Genomic DNA, 2,101 nt, shown 5'->3' with positions numbered 1-2,101 from the left:
GCTCGATCCTGCGCATCCTTCTTCGACAGGCCACGGATGAGTTGCGGGATGACGACGTTCTCCAGGGCGGAGAATTCCGGAAGGAGATGATGGAACTGGTAGACGAAGCCGAGCTCTTCGCGCCGCAGCCGCGTGCGTTCGTGATCGTCCATCGCGGCGGTCGGCCGGGCGCCGACGAACACCTCGCCGCCATCGGGTTTTTCCAGGAGGCCAGCGACGTGAAGCAGCGTCGATTTTCCGGTGCCCGAGGGCGCAATGAGGGCGACGATCTCGCCCGGCCAGATCGCCAAGTCGACACCGCGCAGCACGTCGAGGAAGCCGTCCGCCTGCGGATAGCGGCGAACAACCTTCGACAGGTGCAATGCGGGTTGAGGCTGGTTCGCTGACATCGCTATCCGTACCGCAACGCCTCGACGGGATCGAGCTTCGCCGCGCGCCACGACGGGTAGACCGTGGCGAGAAGCGAAAGCACCATCGCCATCATGAGCACCGTGAAAACCTCTGACGGATCCACGTCCGCCGGCAGACTGCTCAGGAAGTAGAGTTCGGCCGGGAACAGGTTGGTGTTCGTCAGGTGCGAGATGAAGCTGCGGATGCCTTCGACATTCAGTGCGAGGAGCAGGCCGAGCGAGAAGCCGGCCAGCGTACCGACGACGCCGATGGACGCCCCGGTGATGAGAAAGATCCGCATGATCGCGCCGCGCGTCGCGCCCATGGTGCGCAGGATCGCGATGTCGTTCGACTTGTCCTTCACGAGCATGATCAGCCCGGAAATGATGTTGAGCGCGGCGACCAGAACGATCAGCGTGAGGATGAGGAACATCACGTTTCGCTCAACCTCGAGCGCGCCGAAAAACGTGCGGTTGCGCTGCCGCCAGTCGGTAATCAGCACCGGTCGCCCCGCTGCTTGTTCGATCGCTGCGCGGGCTTCATCGACGCGATCGGCATTGTCGAGATAGACCTCGATCACGTTCACGTCGCCCTGCCGATTGAAATAGCTCTGCGCCTCGGTCAGCGGCATGTACACGAACGTCGAATCGAATTCGGACATGCCGATTTCGAACACCGCTTTGATGGGATACCCCTTCACCCGCGGCGCCGTGCCGAAGGGCGTCGACGCGCCGCGTGGAGTGATGAGCGTAAAGGTGTCGCCGGCCTGGAGAGACAAGGAATCCGACAAGCGCCGGCCGATCGCCACGCCCTCCCCGCTGTCGAAACCCTCGAGCGTTCCCTGCCGGATGTTGCTGGCGATGGTGTGAACCTTCGCCAGATCCTCCGCGCGAATGCCGCGCACGAGAACGCCGCTGCCGCCATAGGGCGACGAGCCGAATGCCTGGCCTTCGACGAGCGGAATCGCGAGCCTGACGCCGGGCAGCCCGGCGATGCGCTTGGAGACCTCGGCATAATCGGTCAGCGGAGAGTCGATCGGCGCGACGAAGATGTGGCCGTTGATGCCGACGATCTTGTCGAGAAGCTCTTTGCGAAACCCGTTCATGACCGACAGCACGACGATCAGCGTCGCGACGCCGAGCATGATGCCGAGAAACGAAAACCCCGCGATCACCGACACGAAGCCTTCGCGCCGGCGCGTCCGCAGGTAGCGCCCCGCGAGCATCCACTCGAAGGGCGCAAAGGCTTTCGTCTTTGAGGACGGTTCGTCAGCCATCGGCTCGATCAAGCACCCTTGGTGAGACGCGCGACGACGTCGCCGAGAGGCAGCACTTCCTTCTCGCCGGTTGCGCGCCGCTTCAGTTCCACTTTGCCCTCGGCCAGGCTCTTCGGGCCGATGACGACCTGCCACGGAATGCCGATGAGATCAGCGGTCGCGAACTTGCCGCCGGGACGCTCGTCGCGGTCGTCGTAGAGCACCTCGCGCCCAGCCGTGGTCAGGTCGCGGTAAAGCTGGTCGCATGCAGCATCGGTCGCCGCATCGCCCGACTTCAAATTGAGCAGCGCGATGTCGAACGGCGCGACGGAATCGGGCCAGATGATGCCGTTCTCGTCGTGGCTSGCCTCGATGATCGCGGCGATGAGACGGCTCGGCCCAATGCCGTAGGAGCCCCCGTGGACCTCGTGCTCCTGGCCGTCCGGGCCCATCACC

Annotated in this window: 3 protein-coding genes; all 3 read right to left on the bottom strand. The window is 64.1% G+C overall.

Going from position 1 to position 2,101, the window contains the following annotated elements:
- On the bottom strand, positions 1 to 389 hold a 389-nt coding region (locus tag AC1DT3_RS19005; RefSeq protein WP_477466779.1), incomplete at its 3' end, for an ABC transporter ATP-binding protein.
- 2 nt (positions 390 to 391) lie between these two features.
- Positions 392 to 1,666 carry a lipoprotein-releasing ABC transporter permease subunit gene (locus tag AC1DT3_RS19000; protein WP_477466778.1) on the bottom strand — a complete coding sequence of 425 codons (1,275 nt, stop codon included), beginning with the start codon at positions 1,664 to 1,666 and terminating at the stop codon, positions 392 to 394.
- An 8-nt stretch (positions 1,667 to 1,674) separates the two neighbouring features.
- Positions 1,675 to 2,101 (bottom strand): His/Gly/Thr/Pro-type tRNA ligase C-terminal domain-containing protein (locus AC1DT3_RS18995; RefSeq protein WP_477466777.1); only part of this gene is annotated, 427 nt, incomplete at its 5' end.

This window comes from Microvirga sp. P4_G7 (assembly GCF_056401005.1).
The sequence above is the reverse complement of the archived record's forward strand: the minus strand, read 5'-3'. Positions and strand labels throughout refer to the sequence as shown.

Coding starts and splice junctions, on each gene's coding strand:
- AC1DT3_RS19000 (WP_477466778.1), bottom strand. CDS start 1,666: ATGGCTGACGAACCGTCCTCAAAGACGAAAGCCTTTGCGCCCTTCGAG.